25 protein-coding genes are annotated in these 24,644 nt (G+C 27.6%); all 25 read right to left on the reverse strand.

Features of this window, described 5'->3' with window-relative positions:
• Nucleotides 1-162: 162 nt before the first annotated feature.
• The 25 genes from AVBRAN12642_RS00005 to AVBRAN12642_RS00125 all read right to left on the reverse strand — a co-directional run bounded on the left by AVBRAN12642_RS00005 (nucleotide 163) and on the right by AVBRAN12642_RS00125 (nucleotide 24,643).
• Entirely contained in the window at nucleotides 163-1,101 is a 939-nt protein-coding gene (locus AVBRAN12642_RS00005; protein ID WP_214142768.1) for a carbon-nitrogen hydrolase, read from the reverse strand.
• Nucleotides 1,102-1,143: 42 nt separating this feature from the next.
• On the reverse strand, nucleotides 1,144-1,665 hold the full coding sequence (gene epsC / locus AVBRAN12642_RS00010) for a serine O-acetyltransferase EpsC (RefSeq protein WP_214115729.1): 522 nt from the start codon (nucleotides 1,663-1,665) through the stop codon (nucleotides 1,144-1,146).
• Nucleotides 1,658-2,566: a cysteine synthase A gene (gene cysK, locus AVBRAN12642_RS00015; protein WP_336607797.1), complete on the reverse strand. Its 909-nt coding sequence runs from the start codon at nucleotides 2,564-2,566 to the stop codon at nucleotides 1,658-1,660. The genes epsC and cysK overlap by 8 nt, the downstream gene beginning before the upstream one ends.
• 78 nt (nucleotides 2,567-2,644) lie before the next feature.
• Nucleotides 2,645-3,580 (reverse strand): agmatine deiminase family protein, encoded by a 936-nt coding sequence (locus AVBRAN12642_RS00020; protein WP_336607558.1) that lies wholly within the window; start codon nucleotides 3,578-3,580, stop codon nucleotides 2,645-2,647.
• Nucleotides 3,580-4,641 carry a YeiH family protein gene (locus AVBRAN12642_RS00025; RefSeq protein WP_239803498.1) on the reverse strand — a complete coding sequence of 354 codons (1,062 nt, stop codon included), beginning with the start codon at nucleotides 4,639-4,641 and terminating at the stop codon, nucleotides 3,580-3,582. Before AVBRAN12642_RS00025 ends, AVBRAN12642_RS00020 begins: the two co-directional genes overlap by 1 nt.
• Nucleotides 4,638-6,230 (reverse strand): arginine--tRNA ligase, encoded by a 1,593-nt coding sequence (argS, locus tag AVBRAN12642_RS00030; RefSeq protein ID WP_267524420.1) that lies wholly within the window; start codon nucleotides 6,228-6,230, stop codon nucleotides 4,638-4,640. The genes AVBRAN12642_RS00025 and argS overlap by 4 nt, the downstream gene beginning before the upstream one ends.
• Complete coding sequence (gene tatA / locus AVBRAN12642_RS00035) at nucleotides 6,230-6,460, reverse strand: twin-arginine translocase TatA/TatE family subunit (protein ID WP_214115733.1); 231 nt, start codon at nucleotides 6,458-6,460, stop codon at nucleotides 6,230-6,232. Before tatA ends, argS begins: the two co-directional genes overlap by 1 nt.
• Nucleotide 6,461: 1 nt before the next feature.
• A complete protein-coding gene (gene gmk / locus AVBRAN12642_RS00040) occupies nucleotides 6,462-7,073 on the reverse strand; it encodes a guanylate kinase (RefSeq protein WP_336607798.1) in 612 nt (203 codons plus the stop codon).
• 2 nt (nucleotides 7,074-7,075) lie between these two features.
• Nucleotides 7,076-8,896: a hypothetical protein gene (locus AVBRAN12642_RS00045; RefSeq protein WP_336607559.1), complete on the reverse strand. Its 1,821-nt coding sequence runs from the start codon at nucleotides 8,894-8,896 to the stop codon at nucleotides 7,076-7,078.
• Between the two features lie 9 nt (nucleotides 8,897-8,905).
• Complete coding sequence (fliR, locus tag AVBRAN12642_RS00050) at nucleotides 8,906-9,664, reverse strand: flagellar biosynthetic protein FliR (protein ID WP_336607560.1); 759 nt, start codon at nucleotides 9,662-9,664, stop codon at nucleotides 8,906-8,908.
• Nucleotides 9,652-10,359 carry an SIR2 family NAD-dependent protein deacylase gene (locus AVBRAN12642_RS00055; protein WP_336607561.1) on the reverse strand — a complete coding sequence of 236 codons (708 nt, stop codon included), beginning with the start codon at nucleotides 10,357-10,359 and terminating at the stop codon, nucleotides 9,652-9,654. The genes fliR and AVBRAN12642_RS00055 overlap by 13 nt, the downstream gene beginning before the upstream one ends.
• Nucleotides 10,352-10,972: an ABC transporter ATP-binding protein gene (locus AVBRAN12642_RS00060; RefSeq protein ID WP_336607562.1), complete on the reverse strand. Its 621-nt coding sequence runs from the start codon at nucleotides 10,970-10,972 to the stop codon at nucleotides 10,352-10,354. The genes AVBRAN12642_RS00055 and AVBRAN12642_RS00060 overlap by 8 nt, the downstream gene beginning before the upstream one ends.
• Nucleotides 10,972-12,036, reverse strand: coding sequence for a translation elongation factor Ts (gene tsf / locus AVBRAN12642_RS00065; RefSeq protein ID WP_214120153.1), 1,065 nt, complete (start codon nucleotides 12,034-12,036; stop codon nucleotides 10,972-10,974). Before tsf ends, AVBRAN12642_RS00060 begins: the two co-directional genes overlap by 1 nt.
• Nucleotides 12,036-12,806, reverse strand: coding sequence for a 30S ribosomal protein S2 (gene rpsB / locus AVBRAN12642_RS00070; protein WP_214115740.1), 771 nt, complete (start codon nucleotides 12,804-12,806; stop codon nucleotides 12,036-12,038). Before rpsB ends, tsf begins: the two co-directional genes overlap by 1 nt.
• 120 nt (nucleotides 12,807-12,926) lie before the next feature.
• Nucleotides 12,927-14,180 carry an ArsS family sensor histidine kinase gene (locus AVBRAN12642_RS00075; RefSeq protein ID WP_214120154.1) on the reverse strand — a complete coding sequence of 418 codons (1,254 nt, stop codon included), beginning with the start codon at nucleotides 14,178-14,180 and terminating at the stop codon, nucleotides 12,927-12,929.
• Nucleotides 14,177-14,854 (reverse strand): response regulator transcription factor, encoded by a 678-nt coding sequence (locus AVBRAN12642_RS00080; RefSeq protein WP_214115742.1) that lies wholly within the window; start codon nucleotides 14,852-14,854, stop codon nucleotides 14,177-14,179. Before AVBRAN12642_RS00080 ends, AVBRAN12642_RS00075 begins: the two co-directional genes overlap by 4 nt.
• Before the next feature lie 233 nt (nucleotides 14,855-15,087).
• Nucleotides 15,088-16,323 carry a type II secretion system F family protein gene (locus AVBRAN12642_RS00085; RefSeq protein WP_214115743.1) on the reverse strand — a complete coding sequence of 412 codons (1,236 nt, stop codon included), beginning with the start codon at nucleotides 16,321-16,323 and terminating at the stop codon, nucleotides 15,088-15,090.
• Between the two features lie 3 nt (nucleotides 16,324-16,326).
• Nucleotides 16,327-18,018: a GspE/PulE family protein gene (locus AVBRAN12642_RS00090; protein ID WP_442862230.1), complete on the reverse strand. Its 1,692-nt coding sequence runs from the start codon at nucleotides 18,016-18,018 to the stop codon at nucleotides 16,327-16,329.
• Nucleotides 18,019-18,062: 44 nt separating this feature from the next.
• On the reverse strand, nucleotides 18,063-18,599 hold the full coding sequence (locus AVBRAN12642_RS00095) for a hypothetical protein (RefSeq protein WP_214120155.1): 537 nt from the start codon (nucleotides 18,597-18,599) through the stop codon (nucleotides 18,063-18,065).
• Nucleotides 18,596-19,465, reverse strand: a complete 870-nt coding sequence (locus AVBRAN12642_RS00100) for a CDC27 family protein (protein WP_336607799.1) — start codon at nucleotides 19,463-19,465, stop codon at nucleotides 18,596-18,598. The genes AVBRAN12642_RS00095 and AVBRAN12642_RS00100 overlap by 4 nt, the downstream gene beginning before the upstream one ends.
• Nucleotides 19,458-20,285: an ATP-binding protein gene (locus AVBRAN12642_RS00105; RefSeq protein WP_214115747.1), complete on the reverse strand. Its 828-nt coding sequence runs from the start codon at nucleotides 20,283-20,285 to the stop codon at nucleotides 19,458-19,460. The genes AVBRAN12642_RS00100 and AVBRAN12642_RS00105 overlap by 8 nt, the downstream gene beginning before the upstream one ends.
• Before the next feature lie 9 nt (nucleotides 20,286-20,294).
• Nucleotides 20,295-21,917, reverse strand: coding sequence for a pilus (MSHA type) biogenesis protein MshL (mshL, locus tag AVBRAN12642_RS00110; RefSeq protein WP_214115748.1), 1,623 nt, complete (start codon nucleotides 21,915-21,917; stop codon nucleotides 20,295-20,297).
• Nucleotides 21,895-22,263 (reverse strand): hypothetical protein, encoded by a 369-nt coding sequence (locus AVBRAN12642_RS00115; protein ID WP_214115749.1) that lies wholly within the window; start codon nucleotides 22,261-22,263, stop codon nucleotides 21,895-21,897. Before AVBRAN12642_RS00115 ends, mshL begins: the two co-directional genes overlap by 23 nt.
• A complete protein-coding gene (locus tag AVBRAN12642_RS00120) occupies nucleotides 22,263-22,958 on the reverse strand; it encodes a hypothetical protein (RefSeq protein WP_214115750.1) in 696 nt (231 codons plus the stop codon). Before AVBRAN12642_RS00120 ends, AVBRAN12642_RS00115 begins: the two co-directional genes overlap by 1 nt.
• Nucleotides 22,955-24,643 (reverse strand): hypothetical protein, encoded by a 1,689-nt coding sequence (locus tag AVBRAN12642_RS00125; RefSeq protein ID WP_239803489.1) that lies wholly within the window; start codon nucleotides 24,641-24,643, stop codon nucleotides 22,955-22,957. Before AVBRAN12642_RS00125 ends, AVBRAN12642_RS00120 begins: the two co-directional genes overlap by 4 nt.
• Nucleotide 24,644: the final 1 nt, after the last annotated feature.

Here is a 24,644-nt window from a genome sequence, read left to right on the forward strand (position 1 = left end):
CATTGTCTGCCATACCAACTATTAGTATGTTCTCCGTAGATATAAGAAAGTGAGTATTTTTTATCTAATCTATCATCACTAATTGCATTTTTAAAAGCCATAAAATATCCTAGCAATTAGAAACTAGCTTAATGCTAATTCCTAATTAAATTCCAAAATGATTTATTCTTTTATAGCTCTTTTTGTTAGATTAGAATAATGTTCTATTCTTCTATCTCTTAAAAACGGCCACCAGCGTCTTATTTGTTCGCATTTTTTCATATCTATAGCAACTACTACTTCAAGCTCTTCGCTTTCATTGCTTCTAAATAACTCTTTACCTTGTGCATCATATACAAAACTATTACCCCAAAAATCAATACCATTTTTAGTAGTTTCATTGCTATTTATAAAATGTTTTTTCTCATTTTGAGTAATGCTGCTTTCGCCACTAAGACTTACATCTTCAAAACCAACACGATTTACCCCCACAACAGGCAAACAATTAGCTATTGCGTGTCCTCTTTGAACACCTAGCCACGCATTTAATTGGTCTTGCATAGTTTCACTATCATCACTAACGCCGTTTTCATAAAGCCAACCAATAGCTGTAGGATATATTAAAATCTGCGCTCCATCTAAAGCCATAAGTCTTGCAGCTTCAGGATACCACTGATCCCAACATACTAAAACTCCTAATTTTCCTACGCTTGTATCAATCGCACGAAAACCTAAATCACCTGGAGTAAAATAAAATTTCTCATAAAAATGTGGATCATCAGGTATGTGCATTTTACGATATTTTCCTGCAATACTTCCATCACTCTCATAAACTATAGCAGTATTGTGATATAAACCTTCTAGGCGTTTTTCATATAAAGATGTAACTAATACGATATTATTATCTTTTGCTACTTCGCTCCAAAAAATCAAATCATTTTCATAATCACTAGCTAGGTCAAAATTATTAGTATTTTGCACTTGGCAAAAATAAGCACTTTGGTGTAATTCTTGTAAAATTACTAATTTTGCACCTTTTTTAGCAACATTTTTAATCTTTGCTTTTGTGATTTCTCTCATATTTTCGCTATATTTTTGTGATACTAAACCAATTTTTAACATATTTTTATCCTTATAAGTTTTCAAGATATTATCAAATTCTAGTTATTTTATATTCTTGATTATTTCCTTTCCTATAGTTCCTACCATTGTTGTATTTGGTGATACATTTTTTAAAATAGTAGCATTCGCACCGATTTTTGCATTTTTACCAATTGTGATATTGCCTAAGATAGTAGCGCCTGCTCCAATTATTACTCCATCTTCAATGGTAGGATGTCTTTTACCACTAACTTTACCTGTGCCGCCTAAAGTAACCCCGTGATAAATAGTAACATTATCTCCTATAATAGTCGTTTCTCCAATCACAACTCCCATTCCGTGGTCAATAAATAAGCCTTTGCCAATTATTGCTCCTGGATGTATTTCTATACCTGTTAAAAATCTTGAAAATTGAGATATAAATCTAGCTATAAAAAATAATTTTTTCTTATACATAAAATGCGCTAAACGATGAAACAACACAGAATGTACACCAGGATATAATAAAAAAACTTCTAATTTATTTCTTGCTGCTGGGTCGTTTTTTAAAATATTTTCTAAATCATATTTTAAATTATCAAACATCAAAAATCCCCATAGAAATATATTTTTCTCCGCCATCAGGAGCTATTGCTAAAATCTTTTTATTATTTGGTAAAGTTTTTGCCAATTCTAAAGCTGCAAATATACTAGCACCAGATGAAATTCCTAATAATAATCCTTCTTTACTAGCTAATAATCTTACCATATTAATTGCATCAGCTTCATCTACACAAACAATATCATCAACCACACTAGCATCATAAATAGCAGGAACAAATCCAGCCCCTATTCCTTGAATTTTATGCGCTCCTGCTGTATTTTTACTAAGCATTGGAGATTGCTCTGGCTCTATTGCTATTACTTTAATATCTTTAAAATGCTCTTTTAATCTCTTACCAGCACCACTAATAGTCCCGCCTGTGCCTACTCCTGCTACAAAATAATCAAGAGTTTTAAATTCTTTTATGATTTCTTCTGCTGTTTTCGTATAATGCGCTTTTGTATTCGCTGGATTTTCAAATTGTTGTAAGATTATATATCTATTATCACTCTTTGCTAATTCTAAAGCTTTATTAATAGCACCTTTCATACCATCTTTTCCACTCGTAAGAATTAAATCAGCTCCGAAAGTTTTTATTAAATCTCGCCTTTCTTTACTCATAGTATCAGGCATTACTATGCAAGCTTTATAGCCCATTAATCTAGCAATCAACGCTAAAGAAATACCTGTATTTCCACTAGTTGGCTCTAAAATGATTGAATTAGAATTTAATTTTCCTTGTAATTTAGCTTCTTCTATCATAGCTAAAGCAGCTCTATCTTTTACACTACCGCTTAAATTAAATTTCTCAAGTTTTACATAAACTTGAGCCATCTTATCATTTGTTAAAGCATTGAGTTTAACTACTGGTGTATTGCCTACTAAATCTAAAATATTTTTCATAATTACCCCTTGTTTTTAAAATAAAAATTTTATTATAAATTAAAAAATTAATTAAAAAGAGTAATTATGAAAATAAAATTATTCTTCAAATATATTCATACAAGAACAATGTAATGAACCATTTTGCCTTACGAAGACTAAGGCATTTACTAAAATAATTTTATGATTAGGTAAGGCTTTTTGTAATTTTTGTCTTACTAATTCATCGTTTTTATCATCATAACAAGGCATTATTAAAGCGTCATTTACAAACACAAAATTAGCATAAGTGCAGCCTAATCTTTTGCCATTATAATGTTTTGGGCTAGGAATTGGTAGTGAGATTAGATTGTATTTAGTTTTTTTAAGCTCATCTTCTAAGGCTTTTAAACTAGCGTAATTTTCATCATTTTCATCTTCGCAAGAACTATAAGCGATAGTATTTTCATCAATAAATCTAGCTAAAGTATCCACATGAGAATCCGTATCATCACCTATAATTACACCATTTTCAAGCCATAAAACTTCTTGAACTTTTAAATATTTTTTAAGTGTATTTTCTATTTCTTCTTTGCTTTGTTGATTTCTATTATCGTTTAATAAACATTCAGTAGTTGTCAATAATACCTTGCCATTAGTATCAATGCTACCACCTTCTAAAATAAAATCAATTTTATTTAGGTCTTTTTTAAGATAATTTTTAAACAAATTTTCATTAAAAGCATTGTCTAAATTAGAACTAAATTTATTCCCCCAAGCATTAAAAACAAAATCCAAATTATTATCAATTGGACCAAAATCTCTAATCCAAGTATCATTAGTATTAAAACAATAAAACTCTATATTATTTAACTTTTTAAACTCATCAAGATTTGCACTTTCGTGATGAACTAAAAGCACCTTACAATGATTTGTAATCGCTTTTGCAAATTCTAAATAAGAATTTAAAATCTCATTTAAATAAGGCGACCAATCACTATCTTTATGAGGTAATGCTAATAATATATATTCACATTTTTGCCATTCTGCTCTCATTAACAAAACACCTTTATATAAGCATAAGCTGCAACCACTAACCATACGCATAAAATTGCTGCCATAATAAATGGCTTAAGACCAGCTTTGCTTAACATATCCTTTCTAATATTTACTCCAAGTGCCACCATTGCTAAGCTTAATAAAAATGTATCAAAAATAGCAATATTAGGCTTTATAACATTTAAAGCATATTCTGTATTTAAAATAGGCAAACTTGATATGCCACAAGCTAGTAAAAATCCTAAAGCAAACCAAGGAATTTGATTTAAGAAATTGCCTTTTTTTTCTTCTTTTTTAAATCCAAAACTAAGCATTAATAAAAACGGAACAAGCATTAAAACTCTTACCATTTTTATAACTATACTTGAATTTGCCCCATCAACTCCTATACTTGAACCCGCTCCTACAACATGCGCAACTTCGTGTAAAGTCCCACCTACTAAAAAGCCAAATAATCTACCATCTAAATCAAATAGATTTTGAACCAATGGATAAACAAACATTCCAATACAACCATACACAACTACGGTGCAAACTGCTATACCAACTCTTGCCGAACCACCTTTTAGCACACTCTCACTAGCTAAAACAGCAGCAGCTCCACAAATACTAGAACCACTAGCAATTAATGCTGATTGTAAAAAGTCTATTTTTAATAATTTTCCTATTAATAAGCCAATAAAAAATGTAGAAAAAACTATAAAAAAAGCAAGTCCAACTCCACTTAAACCAATGCTTTCAATATCACTTAAAGAAATTCTAAAACCATAAAGAATAATCCCTAGTCTTAAAATCTGCTTAGTGCATACTCCTAAAGCACCTGTTTTTTTTAATAAGCTTACATTATGATGTGCGAAATTTCCAATAACAGCTCCCAAAATTACGGCAATTATTAAAGCTGATATTCCAAAGTTCTTAAAAAAGCTTAATTCACCAATAGCATAAGAACAAAATGCTAAAACTACTAATACTACATAACTTTCTATTTTTTTACTTTTATAAATTTTATTTACCCCCAAAGCTACTTGCTCTGGGGATTTATTGTGTTTTTTACTCACTCTTTTTCCATTCTACTTACTGCATTTATACCAATTAAGCTAAAACCTGTTTTTATACATAAAGCAACTTGAGCAAATATTTTTAAATATTGCTCTTCGTTTTCATGTCCAATAACTCTAGTTTCATTATAAATTTTATGAAATGAACTTGCGATTTGTTTTAAATAATCGCATAATTTAGAAAGAGTTCTGCTATTAAAAGCATCTTCTAAAACATCATTTAAAGCTAAAGCATCAAATAATAAATTAAGTGCATTTTCATCTTTAAAATTACTTAAACTAACATTAATTACATCATTAAAGTTTTTATTAGCTTTTGCAAATATTTGATGAATTCTTGCGTGTGCGTAGTTTATATAAAAAATAGGATTTGAATTATCTTGCTTTTTAAACTCATCTACATCAAACTCAAGCGGGCTATCACAACGCTTACTTATAAAAATATATCTTAAAGCATCTACGCCAATATCATCTAAAACATCGCTAAATAAAATGACATTACCTTTTCTTTTACTCATTTTATAAGGTTGTCCGTTTTTTAGCAAATTAACCATCTGAGCTAGGATTACTTCAAGATTATTAGCATCATGCCCTAAAGCACTCATAGCAGCTTTTACACGAGCAATGTAGCCGTGATGATCAGCTCCCCATATATTAATAACTTTATCATATCCCCTACTTAATTTATCATCGTGATAAACAATATCAGCTGCTAAGTAAGTCCCCCTACCATCTTCACGCACAATAACTCTATCTAAGTCATCTCCATATTTTGTAGATGCTAAATATAATTTATCATCTTTTAAATATGTTGCTTCGGCTTTTTTTAATTTTTCTAAAGTTTCTTCAAGCTTTGGATAATAAGCAGTTTCGCTTACATAATTATCAATCTTAATTCTAGCATTTGCTAAAGTTTGCTTGATTTCTTTTAAGACTTCATCTTTAGCTAAACTTGCTATTTTGGTTTTATTATTTATAAAATCATCTTTAAATTTATCATAAAAAATCCTAGCAAGTTCTTGCATATACTCGCCACCATAAAAACTTTCAGGATATTCAACATTTTCTTTTAAAACAAAATCTCTTATAGCTAAAATAACGCTTTCGCCTAATAAATCTATTTGATTACCTGCATCATTTACATAATATTCTGTATCAAATGTATAGCCTAAATGTTTTGCAATTTTATTTAAACTATCTCCATAAATAGCACCCCTTGCGTGCCCTATGTGAAGTGGTCCTGTAGGATTTGCACTTACATATTCAAGCAAGATTTTATAATTTTTTTTAGGACTTTTTGCAAAATCTTCTGGGTTATTTAAAGCATTTTTACATAATTTATCTAAAAAATCATTTGATAATTTGAAATTGACATAAGCATTCACTGCTTCAACACTGCTAAAAATCTCACAATTTTTCAATTTTTCTGCAAAATCTGCTGCAATTTTATTTGGGGCTAATTTAAGCTCTTTTGCAAAGCTAAAGCAAGGCATTGCAAAATGAGCTAAATTTCTATCTTTTGGACTTTCTAAACTAAATTCGCATTCTAATACTTTTGATAAATACTCTTTAATACTTTCCTTTAGCATTAGGCTTTTTGCTCGCTTTTTACTTCATTAGCTTCAGTTTTTTTAGTATTATCAGCTAATTCATCAATTTCATTCACAGGCTTTGCAGTAGTATCATCTGCCATTTCTTTTTTAAATGTTTTAATACCTTTTCCTAAGCCTTTTGCAAGTTCTGGTAATTTTTTACCACCAAATAATAAAATGATTACTAATAAAACAATAATCCAGTGCCATCCACTACCTATTCCCATATTATTCTCCTTTTTTCCATTCTGAAATAAATTTTTTAATGTCTTTATTTAACACTTTTAAGTTTGCTGCTTGGTAAAGTAATTTAAGCTCTTTATAAGCTTTTTCCAAATCATCATTTATAATAAAAAAATCATATCTTCCAATAGCTTGAACTTCAGCAGTTGCATTATGAAGTCTTTTAGCAATTACATCAGGATTTTCTGTGCCACGAGAAACAAGGCGTTCTTTTAATACTTTTTCATTCTCAGGACTTATAAAAACTGATAAAAAATCTTTACCTAATTTATCTTTTACTATTCTAAAGCCTTGAACATCTATATCTAAAATAACATTTTTACCATTTTCTAAAGCGTCATAAATTGGTTTTAATGGCGTTCCATAATAATTCCCATGAACATTAGCATACTCTAAAAATTCATCATTTTTAATTCCTAATTCAAATTCTTCGTGGGTCAAATAATAATAATTTACACCCTCTTTTTCTCCTACTCTAGGAGCTCTAGTGGTTGCTGATATTGAAAAATAAAAATCATTATAATCTTGTGCTAAACGCTCTAATAGTGTGCTTTTGCCCGCACCACTTGGGCCTGATATTAATAAAATTCCTGCCATAATTAATCTTTAAAACTTATATTAATTGATATATTTATATCTTTTATACGATTTTTCGTGCCTTTTGTGCTATTGATAATAGCTTGATTTACTGCTTTTGTAACATTTTCGCTAACTTCACTAATGTCATCATCAACATTTGCTTCTATGCTATTAGTAAAATCATTATTTTTTTCTTTTATATCTTCATTATTGTCTAATAATTCTACAACTTCCTCCCCTAACGCTTTTTTAATTTCAATTTCATTTAAATCATCAAAATCACTCACTTTTTCATCTCCTACAATTTCTTGAATATCTTCAATATCATCTTTAATATCATCAAAAGCAGCTAAAGAACCTAATTCATTATCTTGAATATCTTCTAAATGATTATTAATATTCAAATCTTCTTTCACATCTTCAAATTCTTCTTCTAAACCACTATCATTAAAATCATCTTTCATATCTTCAGCTACATCTAAATCACCCGTAACAACATCAAAATCATTTGTTATTTCTGTATTTAAATCATCTTCTAAATCTTTAAAATTATCATCTTCATAACTATTGTTTATATCTTCTTCTAAATCATTTGAACTTGTAAAATCAATATCATCTTGCAATAAATCTTGATAATCTCTACTTAATTCTTCAAAACTTTCAGGTAATGAAAATTCATCAATATTATTCAAATCATCTAAATTTAAATCATTATTTAAATTCTCTTCTAAATCATCTATGTCTTTCGTAGTTTTTAAATCTTCTTCTAAAACAATAGCATTACTTAATTCATCTAAATTCTCAATATCACTTAAAGTATCCAAATCTTGCGATAGTTCATCATTATTTAAATTCTCATCTTCGTTAAAATCAGATAATTTCGTATCTAATTCATCATCTAAAGAATTTAAATCATCAAGAGCACTTAAATTCTCATCTAATTCATCATTAGTATCATCTAAATCTTGTGGTAACTCATCATCTAAAGAAGTTAAATCATTAGAACTATCTAAATCTTGTGATAGTTCATCATTATTTAAATTCTCATCTTCATTAAAATCAGATAATTTCGTATCTAATTCATCATCTAAAGAATTTAAATCATCAAGAGCGCTTAAATTCTCATCTAATTCATTATTAATATCATCTAAACCTTGAGATGCTTCATCATTATTTAAATTATCAAGTTCTTCAATATTATCCAATTCTTCACTAAATTTATTATCAACATCATCTAAATTCTCTAAATCTTGCAGTAATTCATCATCTAAAGAAGTTAAATCATTAGAACTATCTAAATCTTGCAATAATTCATCATTATTTAAATTATCAAGTTCTTCAATACTATCTATGTTAAAATCATCTATAGAATTTAATTCATCAGTATTATCTAAATCAAGCTTAGTTTCTAAACCTAAACTATTACCAAAATCATTCAAGTCTAAACTATCTAAATCAGTGATATTATCTATTTTAAATTCTTCCAAATCAATATCATCACTTAATAAATCAATATTATCTAAATCGCTAGTATTAAAATCTTCTTTTAATTCGTCTTTAAAACTATTTATCAAATCTATAAAATCAGTAGGTAAAAATGGTTTATGAATAACTATTGCATCATTACTTGTTTCATTTTTTGCTAATATAAGAATTAGTTTTTTAGACATTTGTTGACATAATTTAATATCAACTTCACACTCATTATCAGCTATAATAATATCACAAGGTTCAAGCTCTTCTAAATTATTTATTTCTTTATAAGTAATATTTAATTTTTGCAAACTAAGGCTTATTAATCTTGAAATTGCTGGATTTTTATTAATTAATATTGCATTCATTATACCTTCCTAACTTACAAATAGTTCAAGTTGTAAAAACACTTTTAAAACCAATTCTTTAAAATAAAACAAGATTGTAGCTAAAATTGTCATCAAAACAATAAATGCTATCGTTATTTTTATAGGATAGCCTACCACTAAAAGGTTAAATTGTGGCATTGTTTTCATAAGCAAACCAAATACAAAATCACTAAGCATTGATATGGCAATTATTGGAAACGCAAGGCTAAGACCAACTAAATATATGTCTTTAGTCTCATTCATTATCTGTCTAAACCAACCATCATGCAAAGCAAAATCACCTAAAGCAATACCATTTAAACTCTTTGCCCAAAATAACAAGACCAAATGATGTCCATCATAAGCTAAAAACAAAAGTAATGCAATAAGAGAAATAAAGTGACCAATGATAGGAGTATTTGCACCAGTATTTGGATCAAGCACGCTAGCCATAGAAAAACCCATAATAAAACTAATATGTTCTCCGCTCATTTGTAAAATCGTAAAAGTAAGCTGCAAACAAAGACCTGCAACAAGTCCTAACAAAAGCTCAGTTATAAGAGCAATAACTAAATAATTTGGCGTTATATTAGTATGAGCTAATGGATAGAAAAAAAAAGTCATAATAATAACAAAACTAGACTTAATAACCACAGGAATTTGTAAATGCGAATAAAATGGAAAAAACAAGCAAAGTCCACTCATTCTAGCAAGTAATAGCATAAACAAAACTATGTTTTGCTCACTAAATAATCTTACGAGTTCCATTCTTGAATAATTTGCTCTAATTCATCTATACATTCATCACAAGATTTATAAATAATATGAGAAAATAAAGCTTCATTTATATATTTATTTTTTTCTAAATTAATTAGTATGTTTTTAGATTTTGCAAACCTTAATAAATAATTTATATTAATAACTGCACCGCTTGTTCCTATGATAACCACCAAATCATCTTCATTAAGATTATAAAATGTTGAATATAAATCAGTATAAAATGGCGCTTGTTCTCCAAAAAACACCACACTAGGTTTAATTAATTTACTTTGGCATTTTTTACAATTTTCAAATTTAAATTCCAAATCATCATTTAAATTAAGCTTAGTAATATCATTACAATTAGTGCAGTGTAATTCTAATAATTTTCCGTGCAAGTGAATTACATTTTCACACCCTGCACGCTCTAATAAATCATCAACATTTTGAGTAAAATTAATAACTTCAAAATGCCTTGATATTTCAGCAATTTTTTTGTGCATTTTATTAGGTTTAACTTTTCTTAATTCAAGTCTTCTTTTATTATAAAACTCATGAACTAAATTAAAATTTTTAATCCAAGTTTGATAATTACAAACTATATCTAAATCATATTGCTCCCACAAACCATCATTATCTCTAAAAGTGCTTAAGCCAGATGGGGCACTAAGACCAGCTCCACTTAAAAAAACTAACTTACCCATTATTTATCCTTAAAATATCATCACACATTAAAGCTAAATTTTCATCGTGAGTAATTAAAAATAAGGCTGAATTGTTTAATTTAACATAATCAATTAATAACTTCATAGCTATTTTTGCATTTGTTGGGTCAAGATTTCCAGTTGGCTCATCAGCAAAAATAATTTTAGGTTTTTTGCAAAGAACTCTAGCAATACTTACTCTTTGTTGCTCTCCACCACTTAATTCATTTGCTTTTTTATTTAGAATTTCTTTAATACCTAAAAAATTAATTATCTCATCATCTATTTTATTATTTGATAAAACACTTGCTAATTCAATATTTTCATAAGCTGAAAATCCTTTAAAAAGATAATGCTGCTGAAAAATAATTCCAAAATCATTTCTTCTTATTAATAATCTTTCATCTTCGCTAAGTTTATAAATATTCTTATCTTTATAAAAGACTTCCCCGCTATCAGGTGCTAAAAGTGTTGATAGAATATGCAATAATGTAGATTTTCCGCAACCACTTTTGCCTAAGACGGCTAAAGTTTGTTGCGGATTTAAAGTTAAATTTAAATTGTTAAATAAAACGGCATCGTATTTTTTACCAACACCGCTTGCTTTTAACATTAATTACCCATTTGAGCTGCAACTTCTGCTGCGAAATCTTCGTTTTTCTTTTCTAAGCCTTCGCCAACTTCATATTTTACGAAGCTTTCAATTACTAATTCATCTTTTAATTCAGCTGATTTATCAGCAATAACTTGCTCTATAGTTTTTTTATCATCCATTACATAAAATTGTCCCATTAATGTAAGGCGAGAATCTAAAATTGAGTTATCAGCTATAAATCTTGCCATTTGACCAGGAACAATTTTATCCCAAATTTGCTCTGGTTTATTTTGAGCTTTTAATTCAGCTTTTATATCTTCTTCAGCTTTCTTTAAAACTGCATCGGTAATTTGTAATCTACTTGCAAATTGTGGAATTTTATGAAGTGGCTTTTTAAGACGAACTAATTCTTCATTTTCTTTTTCAAGTTCAGCACATAAAGCTCTATATTCAGCTTCTACAAATTCCTTATCTAAATCTTTATAACTTAAAACACTTGGTTTCATAGCTGCAATATGCATACAAAGTTGTTTTAAAAATTCTTCAACTTTTGCTTTATTAGCAGCATTATTAAATTTAGCCTTAACGATAACACCTACACGACCATTTGTGTGTAAATAACCACTTAAAGCTTCATTATCATTTGCTTTTAAAGTAGCAAATCTTCTTACAACTAAATTTTCTCCAATAGTTGCGATTTGATTTTTTAGATAATCTTCAAATTTAGCTCCATCAATATTGCTATTTAATAAACTCTCAACATCGCAAACTCCACTAACTTGAACTTGCTCAACTGTTTTATTTACTAAATCTATAAATTTATCATTTTTAGCAACGAAGTCAGTTTCTGAATTGATTTCTACTAAACTTGCTAAATTATTTGAAAGTTTAACACCAATTAAACCTTCAGCTGCTAATCTATCAGCTTTTTTAGCAGCTTTACTTAAGCCTTTTTCTCTTAAGTATTCAACTGCTTTTTGCATATCTCCATCACACTCTTTAAGTGCGTTTTTACAATCCATCATTCCAGCACCTGTGCTTTCGCGCAGGTCTTTTACCATTGCTGCTGTAATTTCTGCCATTACATTTCCCCTTCCATCATAGCTTCTTCTAATACTTCTTGTTTTTCATCTTCGCTAACTTCTGCTCTTTCAACTACTTCACCATCTTGTTCTCTTAAAGCTTTACCTTCTAATATAGCTTCGCACATTTCTTGGCAGAATAATTGAACTGAACGAATAGCATCATCATTACCTGGGATAGGAAAATCTACAACATCAGGATCGCAGTTTGTATCAATTGGAGCTACTACTGGGATTTTTAATCTATTTGCTTCTGCAACTGCAATTTTTTCTTTTACTGTATCAATTACAAAAATCATATCAGGGCGAGTTTTAAGGTCTCTAATACCGCCTAAATAATCTAATAATTTTTCTTTTTTACGATTTAGCATTAATGCTTCTTTTTTAGTTAATAAATTAATGCTTCCATCTTCTTGCATACTTTCAATAACTTCAAGTTTTCTAATTGATTGGCGAATAGTTTCAAAGTTTGTCATCATACCGCCTAACCATCTGTGATTTACATATGGCATTCCACATTTAATTGCATATTCTTTAATAGCATCTGTTGCTTGCTTTTTAGTTCCAACAAATAAAATTGTTTTACCTTCTGCTGCTGCATCACGAACGATATTGTATGTATATCTAAAATATCTAATTGTTTTTTGTAAATCAATTACATAAATACCTTTTCTCTCACCAAAAATGAACTTTTTCATTTTAGGATTCCAGCGTCTTGTTTGATGCCCAAAATGCACACCACATTCTAATAAATCTCTCATTGTAACCATAGGTTTCTCCTTAAAAAATTGTTTTTACCTCCACACCCAAATACAACTAGCGTTGCAACAAATAAGGATTGGTGTGTGTGAAATAAGCTGATATTTTAGCTTTTTTAAAGTTAATAAAGGTTATTTTTCTTGAGTTTTTTCTTCTTTGATTATATTATCAAGATTAGTAATGGCAAAAATATTATAACCATTATCATAGTTATAATTTAATTTCAATTTATGAGCTTCTAAAATCGTATTTACAACATAAAGCCCCAAGCCAAAAGAATTTGAACTCTTATTACCACCTTGAGTAAAAGGCTCTAAATAATACTCAATATTTTTATCTAATTTTTTACCTTTGTTATAAAACTTTATACTTTCATGGCAAATTATAACTCTTACAGCATTATCATCTGAATATTTAATAGCGTTATCTAATAAATTTTTAATTGCAGTTGTAAATAGTTTAAAATCAACATAAACTACAAAAGTATTATCACTTATAATATTAATTTTTTCATTTTCTAAAAGCAACATTTCTTTTGCTTCATTAAAAATGTGATTAATTGAAATTTTCTTTGGATTTTTTGCAACTCCACTTGTGATTTGCTCTACTGCGGCTAATTCATCTATTAAAATAACCATTCTATCAAATACATTTATAAGTCTTTGCTTAAATTTCGTATCTTCTAGCATTTCAGCTGTAATTCTACCTTTTGTAATTGGAGTTTTAAGCTCGTGCATTATATTTCTTAAAAAAAATTGTCTTGAAGTATTTAAATCTTTAATTTTTTTAATAGCTTGATAAAAAGCATCTGAAACTTGAGAAATCTCATCATTACCCTTGCTTATATTTTCTATATTATCTAAATCATTGCTAGCAAATTTTGTAATTTGTCTTTTAAGTCTTCTAATAGGTCTTAATTTACCTATAACAAATATATAACTAATTAATAAAACCAAAATAACTATACATAATATTATTTGAATACTCATATATCTATAAGAATTAAAATTCGTATCTTCATATAAGAAATCTTTATCATTTGCTATTATATATAAATAATTCTTGCCATTACTTGTAAGAATTTTACTTGCTCCTAAGTTATTACTATCTTCAGCCAATGTTATAGCATCAAATAAAATTAATTTTTTACTATCTTGGTCTATTAATTTAAGTTTAAATTGATTTTGTTTGTAATTAAATTCATCTTCAGTAATTGCATTATTTAATTCTTGGAGTTTTAAATTCGCTAAGTAAGAATATCTAGCGTTTAGTTCGTTTGAATAATTATCCTTATCATAATTAATCAACCAAATAAACGCCATTCCTATAGTTGAAGTAGCTAATATAAAAATAAAAGTAATTACATAAAAAATACTAGATTTCATTGTGTTAGCTTATAACCAATTCCCCTAATTGCGTGAATATGAGTTGGAGTTTTGCTATCATCACTAATTTTTTGTCTTATTCTAGAAATAATTACATCTATACTTTTATTAGAACTTTCTTCATTAATTGAAGAACAATTGTAAATTAATTCTTCGCGGCTAACTACACCACCTTCTTTTTTAATTAAATAACTTAAAATATCAAATTCTGCATTTGTTAAAACTAATTCTTTGCCCCTAAAATAAATAGCGTGTTTAAATTCATCATATTCTAAAGTCTTGTTGCTATGCTCATTTGCACTTATTTGAATTTGTTCAAATCTTCTTAAATGTGATGTAATTCTAGCTTTTAATTCTTTTGGATCATACGGTTTTGGTAAATAATCATCAGCGCCTAATTCTAAAGCTTCTACCTTATCATTTATATCGTGTCTTGCAGATGATACTATAATTGGACTTGTATATTTTTTTCTAATTTCTTTACATACTTCAAGTCCGTCCATTCCAGGTAATGTTAAATCTAATATAATCAAATCATATGTAGTAAGATTTAATTTTGACAATCCAATATATGGCTCATCAGCAATATCAACTTTCATATCATATTGCTCTAAATATTCTTTTAAAATTTCTGCTAATTCTAAATCATCTTCAATCATTAATATTCTAGTCATTTTAACTCCTTTAAATAATTACTAATACAGATAAAACCTTATCAAAATCTATAATTCATATTATAAACCAAATAGCTTACAAAGATTATTTTAATTCATTAAAATTAAAACTATTTATCAAATTAAAAAATATTGTAGCTTAGTGATTGTATAGAACTTAGTTAAATTATTGTAAATTCAAACTAATAAAGAAATGTATTATCTTTAGTCAAATTCTTGACTAAAGATTTTATTTAGCTTTTTACAGCGCTTCCTAAATCCCACATAGGCATAAAAATACCAAGTGCTAAGAAAAGAACCATACCAGCAATAAATAACATAAGAATTGGCTCAATATAGCTTGATAGGTTATCTATAATATTATTAAATCTTTCCTTATAATACCCAGTAACTTTTTCAAGCATTGCATCTAATTGACCACTGGCTTCGCCTGCTTTAATCATTTGAATAAGCATATTCTCATAAAGTTCTGTTTCTTTAAAAGATTCAGTTAAGCTAAGCCCTCTTGAAATTGAAACTTTAGTAGCATTTAATTTATTTTTCATAGTTGTATTAGATATTGTTCTAAGTGAAGTATCAAGTGCATCTGCAATAGGAATACCTGCTCTTACTAGCTCTGTAAAAATAAGATTAAATCTACTCATAGTAGCAAATAAAATAATCTTTCCTATTAGATAAGTTTTTAAAGCATATCTATCAACTAAAGCTTTATAATTATCATTAATTCCATAAAATCTTTTACTAGCAAATATCCCACCAATAAGCACAACTAAAACATATATCCCATAATTTCTTAAAGTATGCTCAATAAATAACAAAGCCTTAGTAGCAGGTGGTAAATTAGCCCCTAATTGTTCAAATATCTCCTTAAACTGCGGAACAACAACAAGCATTAAGATAGTAAATGCTATAGCAATAGCTGTAACAACTATTATAGGATACCTTAAAGCCTTTTTAAACTTTTGTTGATTGTCATATAATTCTTGTAAAATTTCTGCAAGTTTTTTTAAACTTTCACCCAATTTACCAGTGCTTTCACCTAGCTTAACCATAGCTAGTGTAATATCACCTAATTCAGCTTGAAATGGTTCGAGTGATAAACTTATACTAAGACCAGCATTCAAGTCCTCATAAACTTTAGAAAAAATCTCTTTTACCCTTTTATTTGCACTTGAATTTGCAACTTCTCTCACACTATCATGGATAGAAATACCAGCACCAGCCATAACACCTAATTGGTTAATTGAAGCAATCAAATCAGGTAATTTTATAGTAGGTTTAAAAAAAGATAAATTTTTTAATTTATCAACAGCACTTCCTAGCGAAACGGTTTGAACTTCGCCAGCCTTTACTATACGACCTAAATTTTTATTTTTAGCTTGTTCAACAGCACTTGCCTTGCTTTGTGCTGTTAGAGTTAAGACCTTTTTTTGTCCTTTACTAATATACTCAACTTGAAATTTCTTCATTTATTACTCTTTCGCAACTCTTAATACTTCATCAACACTAGTAACACCCTTAGCAGCTCTTACTATACCATCATGAAACATATCAACAAAACCTTCTTCATAAGCTACTTTTCTAATCTCTTCTTTAGATGCACCCGCTGCAACCATAGAAGAAATTCTATCGCTGATTGGTAGAATTTCACTTATCATTTCACGACCAGTATAGCCTGTTTGAGAACATTTAGGGCAACCTACAGGCTTATAAAATTGTGGATTTTCTACTTCTTTTACATACTTTTCAATTCTTGAATAAAAATTATCAGGTATTTTTGTAACTTGCTTACAATTAGGACAAAGCTTTCTTACAAGTCTTTGTGCTTCAATTGCTGTTAATGCACCACTAACCATATAAGGCTCAACCCCCATATCTACTATCCTAGTAACGGCTGAAACTGCGTCATTCGTGTGAAGAGTTGAAAATACTAAGTGTCCTGTAAGTGCTGCTTGAATAGCAATTGTTAATGTTTCAGCATCCCTAATCTCACCTATCATTATAATATCAGGGTCTTGTCTTAGAATAGACCTAAGAGCAGCTGCAAATGTTAGTCCTGCTTTTTCATTAACATGCACTTGCTGAATCAAATTCAACTGATACTCTACAGGGTCTTCAACCGTGATAATTTTAGTCTCAACGCTTTTCATATCATTAAGCGCAGCATAAAGAGTAGTTGTTTTACCACTTCCTGTTGGACCAGTTACAAGAATAATCCCATAAGGTGCATGCATTGCTGCTTGAAATCTTTCAAGATTTGTAGGGTGCATTCCAAGATTGCCTAGACTAATTAAAATCTTTGATTTATCAAGTATCCTTAAAACTATACTTTCGCCATTTATAATAGGTAATGTTGAAATACGAAAATCATATTCTTTATCTAAAACCCTAGCAGAAAATCTACCATCTTGTGGTTTTCTTTTTTCTGCAATATCCATATTTGATAAAAGTTTCATTCTAGAAACCATTGGTGGATATATATCTTTATCAAAAATAAATATTTCAGTTAGCATACCATCAATCCTACCACGAACAATGCAGTTTGTCTCGGTTGGTTCAATGTGAATATCGCTTGAGCGATTTACAATACAAGTTCTAAGGATAACTTCAATTAATTTTAAAATTCCAGAACTATCTTGCTCTCCACCAGTCATTGTAGGATCAGAGCTTAACTCTTTTCTAATATCATTGATAATATCTTTTATGCTTTCATTTAATTGAATTTTACTTAAATATCTATCAATTTGAGATGGATGTGCGACATAGTTTTTAACAAGTTTTCTACTAAATAAATGTTGAACTTTATCTTGAGTTTCTAAATTAAATGGTTCTTTATATGCTACATATAAATTAATTTCATCTTCTTTAAAAGGTAAAAATCCATAGTTTGATAAAACTGAATACTGAATTTTTTCAGAAATTTTATAATTAATATCAACTGAATCTAAATCTATATATTCAAATCTTAATTTTTGTGCAATTTTTTCTAAAAATTCTTTATTACCTATTTCAAAATGTAATGCAATATCATCTAAAGTAATACCATTAGTCTTATAAAGGTCAATCAATAAAGATTCTAATGTGCTTTCATCTAAAACGCTTTTTAAATAATTTAACTTATCTTGTGGATTTTCAAAAGACATAATAGTGTCTTTTAATTCCATTTTTCTTCTATATACTAAAACTCCTAAACGATCTACAAATTCCATTACCAGTACTCTTTCACTTCTAATATTTGATTGTTTGAATTTAAAATAGTTAAAACCATCTTAGTAAATGGTTTATCAAATCTCAAACTCATTTCATAGATTTTATCATTATATCTAAAAATATATTTATCATTTTCCTTTATATAATTACCTAATATATAATCATCGTAAATATCAGATAAAATATAATCGCACTTAGGTAGCTTAATAGAGCTTATATTAAGGTTATCAACTAGTGCTGAATGTAATAATTTTTTCTTATATAAAATAGTTGAATAATAAACAGCATTAGCTCTTGCTTCTTTTGAATTTCTAAGTGCAATAATAACAGCTGATAGTTTGTTTATATAATCTGTTCTTAAACATGCAATACCATACAAATTCATCAATCCATCATCTTGATTTTTTACAGCTAAATCATATACTAAATTATTGCATACTTTTGAATATTCTTGATTTTCAATAGCTTTATTAATATCTGCTAAACTAATAGCAAAACAATTTAAAGCTATTAATAAAAAAATAATTTTTCTCATAATTTACCTTCTTTAATTAAGTCTAAAGTTTGTTTAACACGAGTTGAGCTATTAGAATTTAAATAATTAGTTAAAGAATTAATAGCTTGCTCTTTTAAACCTAATTTATAACTTGCTTTTGCAAACATAACCCAAGATTTATCATTTTTAACATCTAATTTATTTGCAGTCAATGCCCATTCTCTAGCGTTTTTAAAATCGCCTTTAGAATAATACACATCAGCTATATCTAAAGCAAAATATATACTATTAGTTTCAGAAAATTTTAATTTCAAATATTCTAAATCATCTAATTCTTTTTTGCTTTCTACCTTAGGTGTAGCTGTAGAATTTAAATCAGTAATAACTATTGTGTTAGTTTCTATATTTTTAGGTATATTTTTAATAATGTTATTATTTTTAATATTACTTGATTTTGTTTCACTTGTATTTGATTTAAAAGATGAGTTTTTAACATCTATATTCATAATGCTTAATGATATAGTTTCATTATTTGTAGTATCTGCTAAAGTAGTAGTATCAACTTCTTCTTTAGGCATATCTACTAATTTTTTATCATTATCTAGCTTATTACTAATTACTTCTACTGGTTTATTGATAATATTTTTATTATCTAATATTTTTTCTTTTTCTAATTTAACCTTAGTATCATTTATAATCTTTTTAACTTCATTATTACTTTTTTTTACATTAGTTTCTAATTCGCTAGCACCTTTTGAGTATGCAAAATATATTAAAGCAGATATAAAAATAACAAATATAATAAAAGCTAATATGTATAAAAAGATATACTTTTTCTTTTTTTTCTTACTTGAATAAATTTTCCATTTATTTTCTAATTCTATAACTTCATGTAAATTAAGCATTTAATAAACCTTTATCAAGAGCAGCCATTTCTAATACTTTTTCATTGATTTTTGGATTACTAAACTCACTAAATCTTTCTTGTTCGTAAAATTCATATATTTCAAATGCTTTATACAATAACATATTAACAGTTCTTAAGTTTCCTTTAGTAACGCTATATATAAACTTATAATTTTTATTACTAAAAAATCCTTTATCCAAACCATTCTTTAAAGTTTCTAATTTCTTATTAATATAAGTTTTAATTTCATCTTCACTAGATTCACTAAGTTCAATACTTTCCCAAATTCTAGTAGTAAAATGCTCTTGAGCTAAAATATCCTCATCAGCAATCGTCTTATGAACTGTAAATAAGAATTTAAACATTCTAGTATCTGATAATAGTCTAATTTTTTCTATTAATATATTAGGATACATTTGAGCTTCATCAAGCATTACCATATATCCATCGTATTTTAATTCTTCAGGAGTTTGAGTAACTTTATCTTTAAAAATTCTTAAAAAATCTTCGTATTTTTCAATCTCTACATATTCATTAAAAATTTTTCTATGCAACTCTGTGTAAAATCCTGATTCTGAATAAAATGGCTGTTCTAATAATATAATCTTTTTATTTTTTTCTTTTAAATCTTTTTCTATTTTATTTAATAAAAAAGTCTTACCACAACCTGGCTTACCATAAAACAATACTAATTTTAAAGGCTTTTCTAATGAAGTTATAATCTTATGATAAGCAATCTTAGATTTATCAAGATTGATAAATCTAAGGCTTTCTAAATTGTCTATAAATAATTCTTTAGCTAATGTATATTTATTCAATAGCAACCCTTATTCAACATTATTTATTGAATCAAATTCTTCTGCTTTTTCTTTAAATAAGTTTTTAGTAGCAGTAGGTTTTAAATCTTCTTTATAATCTAGTGCTAAAGAGTATCCTAAATCTTCTAAAGATTTTCTTACTTCTTCTTTATCTTTAGTAAAATCAACAACATGCGGAGTGATAACAAACACTAATTCTGTTTTTTCTTTTGATTTTTGTTTAGAGCCAAATAATTTTCCCAATAAAGGAATGTCTTGTAATACCGGAATTCCATTTTTACTAAATAATTCAGAATCAGTAATAAGACCACCTAAAACAATAGTCTCTCCATCTCTTACTTGAACAACTGTTGATAATTTCTTTTGTTTTGTATCTGGAGCAACAACCCTATAGCCATCTTTAACTTTTTTATCTTCAATATTTATTAGCTCACTAATGCTTGGATTAATTCTTAGCATAATTTTATTATCATCTGATATTTCAGGTAAGATATTTAATAAAATACCTACGAAAATTGATTTTTCTTCATCAGCATCACCCGTGCTACCACTATCTGTAGTTGTGCTACTTCCTTTTAATTTATAATTATATGTATCACCAACCGTGATTAATGCTTGTTGGTTATTTAAAGTTGCGATTTTAGGACTTGAAACAACTTTAACATCTCCACTTTCTTTAAGAAAATTTATCATACCTGTTAGGTTAATACCCATATTAATAGCTATATTTTCATCTCCGTGCCATCTACCTTTATCGGTTTTACCCCAAAATACATTAGAAGTATTTTTTTTATCAGCTAAAATAATAGTGCCATTAGCAGTGTTTCCAATAAGATTTGTAAGAGATGCTCCAGTAGTATCAAATCCTAAATTAAATTGTGTCCAATCTATACCTGTTTTATGAGATTTATTAAGGCTTACTTCAATAATTGAAACATCAATTACTACTTGTTTTTTAAGTGATTCTTGAACTTGATTTAAATAAGTTTCAATCCTATCTAAAATTTCATTACTTGAAGTAACTGTGATTAAACCCGCATTAGCATTGATTGTAGGAGGTGTAATAGGAATATTTTGACCTGAATTTTGAACTATTTCTGAAATCTCTTTGCCTATGTTTTTCCAAAAATCAAATTCTTCTTTAGTTTCAATCATATTATCACTATCTGAACTTGAACCTGAACTTGAACTTGAGCTACTGCTATCGCTGCTGCTTGCTTGAGATTCAACATTTGCCTTAGTAATAGCACTACCCTTACGAACTGAAGTAATATAGTCTAATTTAAATGTTTTAGTATTTAAACCTTGAATTTTTAAGATATTATTTGAAAAATCATAATCTAAACCTTGTTCAGCAATAAGCAAATCAAAAATGCCATTAATATGCATATTTTTAATACTTATTCCATCTTGTCTAGTACTCAATATTCCTTTTGAATATGAATCTTTATAAACTACACTAAAATCACATACTTTTGATAATTGATTAATTATTTCGTAAGCTGAAGTATCTTCTTTATTTACTTTAATATCAAAAGCTCTTTTTGAGCAATCTGCTGCACTTAATGAGCTAGATAGCATTAGCGCTGCACTTAAAGATATAATAGTTTTATTTAACACTGATTTGAACATTCTGATTATCCTTTAAATTAAGTTCTACATAATTAATTGAATTTGAAAGACCAACTCTTTCATTATTAATACTAACTACCCTATAACCTGCAGTAATTATTTCGTTTAAACCATACCATTTTTGATTGATTTTCACTCTTTTATCTACAATAGCATATAAAGTAAAAGTTATAACCTCGTCTGATTTGATTTTGTCCTTATAAAAAGGATCATTTGTTTTTGTAATTTCAAGATAGTCTATTGTATTTCTAACTTGAACTAATTCATTAAATTTATTGTCAAGTTCTGTTCTTGTCATAGCAAAAATTGCTTGAATACAAACTAATATACATAATACTTTTTTCATTAATATTTAATCCCCCATATTGAGATTTTAACATCAGCTTGAATGTCATTTGTATAAACTTTGTTATTTTCGCCACCATTATTATCATTATTAGGATTATCTGTAGGCTCAATTTTATATAGTTTAAGCATATTTACATCTACAACATCAATTGATTTTTCTAAGCTATTTACAAAATGTAAAATATTTTGGAATTTACCAGTTAAAGAAAATTGAACATTAAAAACTTCTTCTACTTTTTGACTTACCAAATCATTTACACTACTTCTTACATCACCTAAAACTACTTGATATTTTTTAGATAATTCATTAATTTTAGCCATAAACTCAGACCAATTTTTTTGATTATATAATAATTTTGACGCTTCTTTTAATTTATCATCAAAATACATATTCTCATCACTGATTTCTTTTCTTGCTTTTTCTTCGCTAATGATATCTTGTGTTAATTTTTGTATTCTTGAGTTTTGCTTTTCTCTTTCAATAAAATCATCAAGTCTTCTTAACTCTTCTTTAGCTTTATTTAATAATTCTGTTTGTTCTGCCACATACTGCTCTGAACTCTCATATGTATAATCATAGATTAAATAACCAAATAAAAATACACACATAAATATACTCATATAGAATATATTAGTATTAGGCTGCTTTTCGTAATAATTATCTATTTTATCAAAAATACTACCTTGTTTCATCTTAAAACCTTTATTACAATATTACTTTCATGCTCTTTATCTTTATCATCAAGATTTAATATCTTAATCAATACATCTCTTGATTCAATACTATAAGTATCATCAGCACCTATTTCTTTTAAGAATGAAGTTATACCTGTTGCAGTTCCTTTTAAATTAACATTTATAATATCATTATCAAAAGACATACTTGTTACTTTAATATTACTTTGATTTAAGATACTAGCCATTTTTGTAGCTGCACTAGCTTTTGATAGATAATTAACTTTTTTATCATAAATATTATCTAAAAGTGTATATCTAAATTCTAAAGTTCTTCTAGCTTCATTTACTTCAGCTGATAAACTAGATAATCTACTTTCAAGGTTTTTAATTTCATTATCAATTCTTGTATATTCTGTTTGTTTAGCAGGAATTTTTTCACTAGTATCTCTTTCTTCTACTTCAATAAATTTACCATTTATATAATTATATATAGGATAAATACTAGCCAATACAATAACAGCCAAAATTGATAAAATTAACTTCCCAGAATATCTCTTCGCAAAAGGTGGTGGTCTTAAGAATGTAGATATGTTAAATACATCATTTGGCATTTTTAATTGTTCATTAGCTCTTAACAAGCTTAATAAAACAAATGGATTAATCCTTAATTCTCCGCCTTCTTTTTCAGGAGTAGTTGTAAATTCAGAAGGTGTATTAACCTCAACGGTAAAATTTCTAATATTTTTAAATAAATCATATTTAATTTTATGGATATTAACAAATTCTGCTACTTCAAGACTATTAATTCCAATTTCAACTTTATTATTAAGCATAGTTTCAAGTATAATATCATCATCAAGACACCTAAAGCAAGAAAACAATACTTCAACTTTTTTTAAGAAATTTTGACTTAACCCAATATCAGTTCCTACAAATACTTTTGTAATAGTAACATTATCTAATTGAGCACCTCTTAATATTAAAGATAAATTATTAATTAAGAATTTAAAAGACTCGCTTAAAACCTTATTAAGTGAAACTCTTTTTGCATCATCTACATGGTCAAAACCATATTTTGATAATTCATTTAAAAACATATGTTCAGGAATTCTCTCTCCTAAATCATGAGAAAAACTACCATGCAACATATCTATGCTAAGTTTATTAATAATCTTATAGTTTATTAATTCTCCATCTTTATACACGGTAAGTGTTGTATATGTTTTATGAAAATATATAAATACTTGAACTCCATCACTTTCTATAAGTTTGCTTGTATAATAATTTTGATACATCAATGGTTCAATATCTATATAATCAATATACTGAAGCTTATTAGCTACATCTTTAAATTCTGTTTCAATTTTTTCATTTTCTACTACAAATACATTATATACTGTATTAATTCCCATACTAGCATTAGAAATACTATAAGATATCTTATAATCCTTGTCTATATCTAATTCTAACACTTCATAAGTTTTGTTTGTAATTATACTGATTTCATCCTCATCTGTATCGTTTGGAACCTCAACAGAAGCATACTTTACATTTTCACCTGGCATATAGGTAATATTGTAAGCAGAATTGCTTTTTTCCTTAACGGTAATTTCACTAAGGACATTATCAGCAAGTTTATAGAGTTTTTTTGTACTTGAATCAAAAGCGACCAATTCTCTTTTTTTCGCTGTTTTCGCCATT

This window comes from Campylobacter sp. RM12642, assembly GCF_020137635.1.
GTDB lineage: Bacteria > Campylobacterota > Campylobacteria > Campylobacterales > Campylobacteraceae > Campylobacter_E.